This is a genomic window from Candidatus Arsenophonus triatominarum, from assembly GCF_001640365.1.
Classification (GTDB): domain Bacteria; phylum Pseudomonadota; class Gammaproteobacteria; order Enterobacterales; family Enterobacteriaceae; genus Arsenophonus; species Arsenophonus triatominarum.
In genome coordinates this window covers 1-4291 of the sequence record NZ_LWMI01000064.1, presented here as the reverse complement: position 1 = coordinate 4291, position 4291 = coordinate 1, and the positions used below count along the sequence as shown (strand labels likewise).

At 42.9% G+C, this 4291-nt stretch carries 6 protein-coding genes and 2 pseudogenes; 4 read left to right on the top strand and 4 right to left on the bottom strand.

Annotated features, from left to right (window positions below; all coding sequences use genetic code 11):
• From AYJ55_RS31295 to AYJ55_RS22510, 4 genes and pseudogenes are all read left to right on the top strand, one after another.
• A pseudogene (locus AYJ55_RS31295) lies at window positions 1-788 on the top strand (hypothetical protein); the annotation flags it as partial.
• A 105-nt stretch (window positions 789-893) separates the two neighbouring features.
• On the top strand, window positions 894-1529 hold the full coding sequence (locus AYJ55_RS22520) for an ATP-binding protein (RefSeq protein ID WP_162505763.1): 636 nt from the start codon (window positions 894-896) through the stop codon (window positions 1527-1529).
• Window positions 1530-1617: 88 nt separating this feature from the next.
• On the top strand, window positions 1618-1854 hold the full coding sequence (locus tag AYJ55_RS22515; RefSeq protein ID WP_245677456.1) for a phage holin family protein: 237 nt from the start codon (window positions 1618-1620) through the stop codon (window positions 1852-1854).
• Window positions 1814-2239, top strand: coding sequence for a lysozyme (locus AYJ55_RS22510; RefSeq protein WP_074168207.1), 426 nt, complete (start codon window positions 1814-1816; stop codon window positions 2237-2239). The genes AYJ55_RS22515 and AYJ55_RS22510 overlap by 41 nt, the downstream gene beginning before the upstream one ends.
• On the opposite strand, the gene AYJ55_RS22505 is transcribed toward AYJ55_RS22510, so the two are convergent.
• The 4 genes and pseudogenes from AYJ55_RS22505 to AYJ55_RS31290 all read right to left on the bottom strand — a co-directional run.
• Window positions 2236-2553, bottom strand: coding sequence for a lysozyme (locus AYJ55_RS22505; protein ID WP_162505833.1), 318 nt, complete (start codon window positions 2551-2553; stop codon window positions 2236-2238). The two genes, AYJ55_RS22510 and AYJ55_RS22505, sit on opposite strands and share 4 nt — an antisense overlap.
• On the bottom strand, window positions 2513-2749 hold the full coding sequence (locus AYJ55_RS22500; RefSeq protein ID WP_245677456.1) for a phage holin family protein: 237 nt from the start codon (window positions 2747-2749) through the stop codon (window positions 2513-2515). Before AYJ55_RS22500 ends, AYJ55_RS22505 begins: the two co-directional genes overlap by 41 nt.
• An 88-nt stretch (window positions 2750-2837) precedes the next feature.
• Complete coding sequence (locus AYJ55_RS22495; protein ID WP_162505763.1) at window positions 2838-3473, bottom strand: ATP-binding protein; 636 nt, start codon at window positions 3471-3473, stop codon at window positions 2838-2840.
• A 105-nt stretch (window positions 3474-3578) separates the two neighbouring features.
• Window positions 3579-4291 (bottom strand): annotated as a pseudogene (locus tag AYJ55_RS31290) (hypothetical protein); the annotation flags it as partial.

Genomic DNA, 4291 nt, shown 5'->3' with positions numbered 1-4291 from the left:
GGGAATCGACATTATCGAGTTCGTTTGATCAAGAGATTACTACAAAGATTACAGAAATATATAAACCATCCCTAACCCTTCCTTCTCAAAATTTTGACTTGAAGCTAATTTTGGCGGATTCGCTGCGTGGTGAATTTCAGGAGTTTGTCGACAAGTCTGCCGATGAGCTACATCGAGCCGTTGAGCAAAAAATTATCGGACTTGGTTTCGAGTGCAACAGGGAGTTTCGAGTACAGGAACGGGGTGATTGTCGTTCTGGCAGAGTTGATTTGCTGGTGAGTGACAAGCACGGCAACCAATGTGGCATTGAAATCGACGCAAGCTCTCCCAGAGAAAAATCTTTCGCTAAACTAGCCTGTCTGAAATCAGGGATAATCTTACTGCGGAAATCTTCCACAGCAGAAGACTATCTGCAAGATGGTGTTTTGGTAGTTGCGGGAGGTATTTCGCTACCCAAAACTAAGATCATCACGAAAAAATCTGAACTGAATTTGTCCCTGTTTGAGCAGAAACCCAGTGAATCAGTTTGGGATGATTATCTTCAACACCGCAAAAACAAAAAAGCGCCACTGACACAAACCGCCCTGAACCGACTGGCGACAGCAGTCAACGAAGCCAATGAACTAGGATATTCCACCGATAACGTGCTGGCTGAATGCATGCTTAGAAACTGGCAAGGCTTTGAGGTTTCGTGGATTGAGCAAAAAAAATATCAGCGAAATAGTCTCATCAACGAGATCACAACACGCCCAAGTAATCCCGAAGGTTTTGTGGTGATTAACGGTTAATCTGTTTTTTGCGAAAAAACTATGAATATTATTCAACGATTGCAAAAAATCATGCCGCCCAATATCAAGCCAATTGCCTGTAGCTGGGAAGAACATTTGGCAAGAATGCAAAAAATATCCGAAGAAGCCAGTTTGCAAGACGCTATTTTTCGCAAGCAACGCCGGATAGAAAACTTGTTTGGGCGCTCGGGTATCGCCCCGTTGCATGCACATTGCCGATTTGAAAATTATCGCGTTTTCAACGCCGGTCAGAAAAATGCGTTGAACCAATCCGTCGCCTTTGCAAAGAATTTTGGAGTGGGATTTGGCGGATTTGTTTTTAGCGGTGGATGCGGAACAGGCAAAAATCATCTTGCAGCAGCGATAGGGCATTATCTCATGAGCAAAGGGCGATCCGTATTGTGTATTACCATTGCGGATTTGATGATGCGTTTTCGAGCAACCTACGAAAAAAATACGACATTGACAGAACAACAATTGCTAGATGAACTTTGCAAAGTTGATTTGTTGATCTTGGACGAAATCGGTATTCAGTATCAGCATAGCGAGAATACGAAGATTATTGTAAATCAGATGGTTGATAAGCGGACTTCACACAAAAAACCGCTTGGCATGCTCACGAACTTGAACAGTGAACAAATTCGGCAATTTTTGGGCGATAGAGTCATCGATAGAATGATGATGAGCAATGGGCTTTGGTTAAATTTCAATTGGTCAAGCTACCGCCGTAAAATTCAATAACGAAAAAAAGTTTTAAATCACTGAGTTTCACTACTCAAATCCAATCAATTCAAAGCAATGGAACCCTCAACAACGAGGGTATATGCGCATGTCTGAAAAATACTCAACACCTGCCGCCTATCTGTGGGGCATCATGACCACCCTCGGGGGAGTCATGACAACGATTTTTGATTTTTTTACCCTTGAGCAGTGGGTAGCTGTGATGGGTATTGTCTGCACGATAGGGACATTTTTTATCAACGTGTACTACCGCAAAAAGGAGTACAGACTCAAGGAACGTCAGTATGAAGATACCGAAAAAAATATTGATGGCAACGGGCGGTAGTGCGTTGTTTTTAGCCTCAACGATGATAACGCATTTTGAAGGATTAAAATTTAAACCTTACTTCGATGGAGGTGGTGTACTCTCTGTTTGTTATGGTCATACAGGCAAGGATATTGTGCGTAACCGGATGTACACGCAAGAAGACTGCGATAAGTGGCTTAATGACGATTTAAAAGCCGTTAAACGTTATGTTGACCCGTTGATTAAGGTCAATATCAACACGCTAACACAGGCAGCCCTTTACTCATTTGCTTATAACGTGGGCGTGGGTAATTTTGCCAAATCGACCTTGCTCAAAAAGCTCAACAACAATGACCGAAAAGGGGCATGTGATGAGATGAAGCGGTGGGTTTATGTGAAAGGCGACAGTCTTGGACAAGGCTAATTACCCACGCCCACGTTATAAGCAAATGAGTAAAGGGCTGCCTGTGTTAGCGTGTTGATATTGACCTTAATCAACGGGTCAACATAACGTTTAACGGCTTTTAAATCGTCATTAAGCCACTTATCGCAGTCTTCTTGCGTGTACATCCGGTTACGCACAATATCCTTGCCTGTATGACCATAACAAACAGAGAGTACACCACCTCCATCGAAGTAAGGTTTAAATTTTAATCCTTCAAAATGCGTTATCATCGTTGAGGCTAAAAACAACGCACTACCGCCCGTTGCCATCAATATTTTTTTCGGTATCTTCATACTGACGTTCCTTGAGTCTGTACTCCTTTTTGCGGTAGTACACGTTGATAAAAAATGTCCCTATCGTGCAGACAATACCCATCACAGCTACCCACTGCTCAAGGGTAAAAAAATCAAAAATCGTTGTCATGACTCCCCCGAGGGTGGTCATGATGCCCCACAGATAGGCGGCAGGTGTTGAGTATTTTTCAGACATGCGCATATACCCTCGTTGTTGAGGGTTCCATTGCTTTGAATTGATTGGATTTGAGTAGTGAAACTCAGTGATTTAAAACTTTTTTTCGTTATTGAATTTTACGGCGGTAGCTTGACCAATTGAAATTTAACCAAAGCCCATTGCTCATCATCATTCTATCGATGACTCTATCGCCCAAAAATTGCCGAATTTGTTCACTGTTCAAGTTCGTGAGCATGCCAAGCGGTTTTTTGTGTGAAGTCCGCTTATCAACCATCTGATTTACAATAATCTTCGTATTCTCGCTATGCTGATACTGAATACCGATTTCGTCCAAGATCAACAAATCAACTTTGCAAAGTTCATCTAGCAATTGTTGTTCTGTCAATGTCGTATTTTTTTCGTAGGTTGCTCGAAAACGCATCATCAAATCCGCAATGGTAATACACAATACGGATCGCCCTTTGCTCATGAGATAATGCCCTATCGCTGCTGCAAGATGATTTTTGCCTGTTCCGCATCCACCGCTAAAAACAAATCCGCCAAATCCCACTCCAAAATTCTTTGCAAAGGCGACGGATTGGTTCAACGCATTTTTCTGACCGGCGTTGAAAACGCGATAATTTTCAAATCGGCAATGTGCATGCAACGGGGCGATACCCGAGCGCCCAAACAAGTTTTCTATCCGGCGTTGCTTGCGAAAAATAGCGTCTTGCAAACTGGCTTCTTCGGATATTTTTTGCATTCTTGCCAAATGTTCTTCCCAGCTACAGGCAATTGGCTTGATATTGGGCGGCATGATTTTTTGCAATCGTTGAATAATATTCATAGTTTTTTCGCAAAAAACAGATTAACCGTTAATCACCACAAAACCTTCGGGATTACTTGGGCGTGTTGTGATCTCGTTGATGAGACTATTTCGCTGATATTTTTTTTGCTCAATCCACGAAACCTCAAAGCCTTGCCAGTTTCTAAGCATGCATTCAGCCAGCACGTTATCGGTGGAATATCCTAGTTCATTGGCTTCGTTGACTGCTGTCGCCAGTCGGTTCAGGGCGGTTTGTGTCAGTGGCGCTTTTTTGTTTTTGCGGTGTTGAAGATAATCATCCCAAACTGATTCACTGGGTTTCTGCTCAAACAGGGACAAATTCAGTTCAGATTTTTTCGTGATGATCTTAGTTTTGGGTAGCGAAATACCTCCCGCAACTACCAAAACACCATCTTGCAGATAGTCTTCTGCTGTGGAAGATTTCCGCAGTAAGATTATCCCTGATTTCAGACAGGCTAGTTTAGCGAAAGATTTTTCTCTGGGAGAGCTTGCGTCGATTTCAATGCCACATTGGTTGCCGTGCTTGTCACTCACCAGCAAATCAACTCTGCCAGAACGACAATCACCCCGTTCCTGTACTCGAAACTCCCTGTTGCACTCGAAACCAAGTCCGATAATTTTTTGCTCAACGGCTCGATGTAGCTCATCGGCAGACTTGTCGACAAACTCCTGAAATTCACCACGCAGCGAATCCGCCAAAATTAGCTTCAAGTCAAAATTTTGAGAAGGAAGGG

What these genes read in the sequence shown, in the direction of transcription:
- AYJ55_RS22515 (WP_245677456.1), top strand. Translation starts at nt 1,618, where the DNA reads ATGTCTGAAAAATACTCAACACCTGCCGCCTATCTGTGGGGCATCATG.
- AYJ55_RS22500 (WP_245677456.1), bottom strand. Translation starts at nt 2,749, where the DNA reads ATGTCTGAAAAATACTCAACACCTGCCGCCTATCTGTGGGGCATCATG.
- AYJ55_RS22520 (WP_162505763.1), top strand. Translation starts at nt 894, where the DNA reads ATGCAAAAAATATCCGAAGAAGCCAGTTTGCAAGACGCTATTTTTCGC.
- AYJ55_RS22495 (WP_162505763.1), bottom strand. Translation starts at nt 3,473, where the DNA reads ATGCAAAAAATATCCGAAGAAGCCAGTTTGCAAGACGCTATTTTTCGC.
- AYJ55_RS22510 (WP_074168207.1), top strand. Translation starts at nt 1,814, where the DNA reads ATGAAGATACCGAAAAAAATATTGATGGCAACGGGCGGTAGTGCGTTG.
- AYJ55_RS22505 (WP_162505833.1), bottom strand. Translation starts at nt 2,553, where the DNA reads ATGAAGATACCGAAAAAAATATTGATGGCAACGGGCGGTAGTGCGTTG.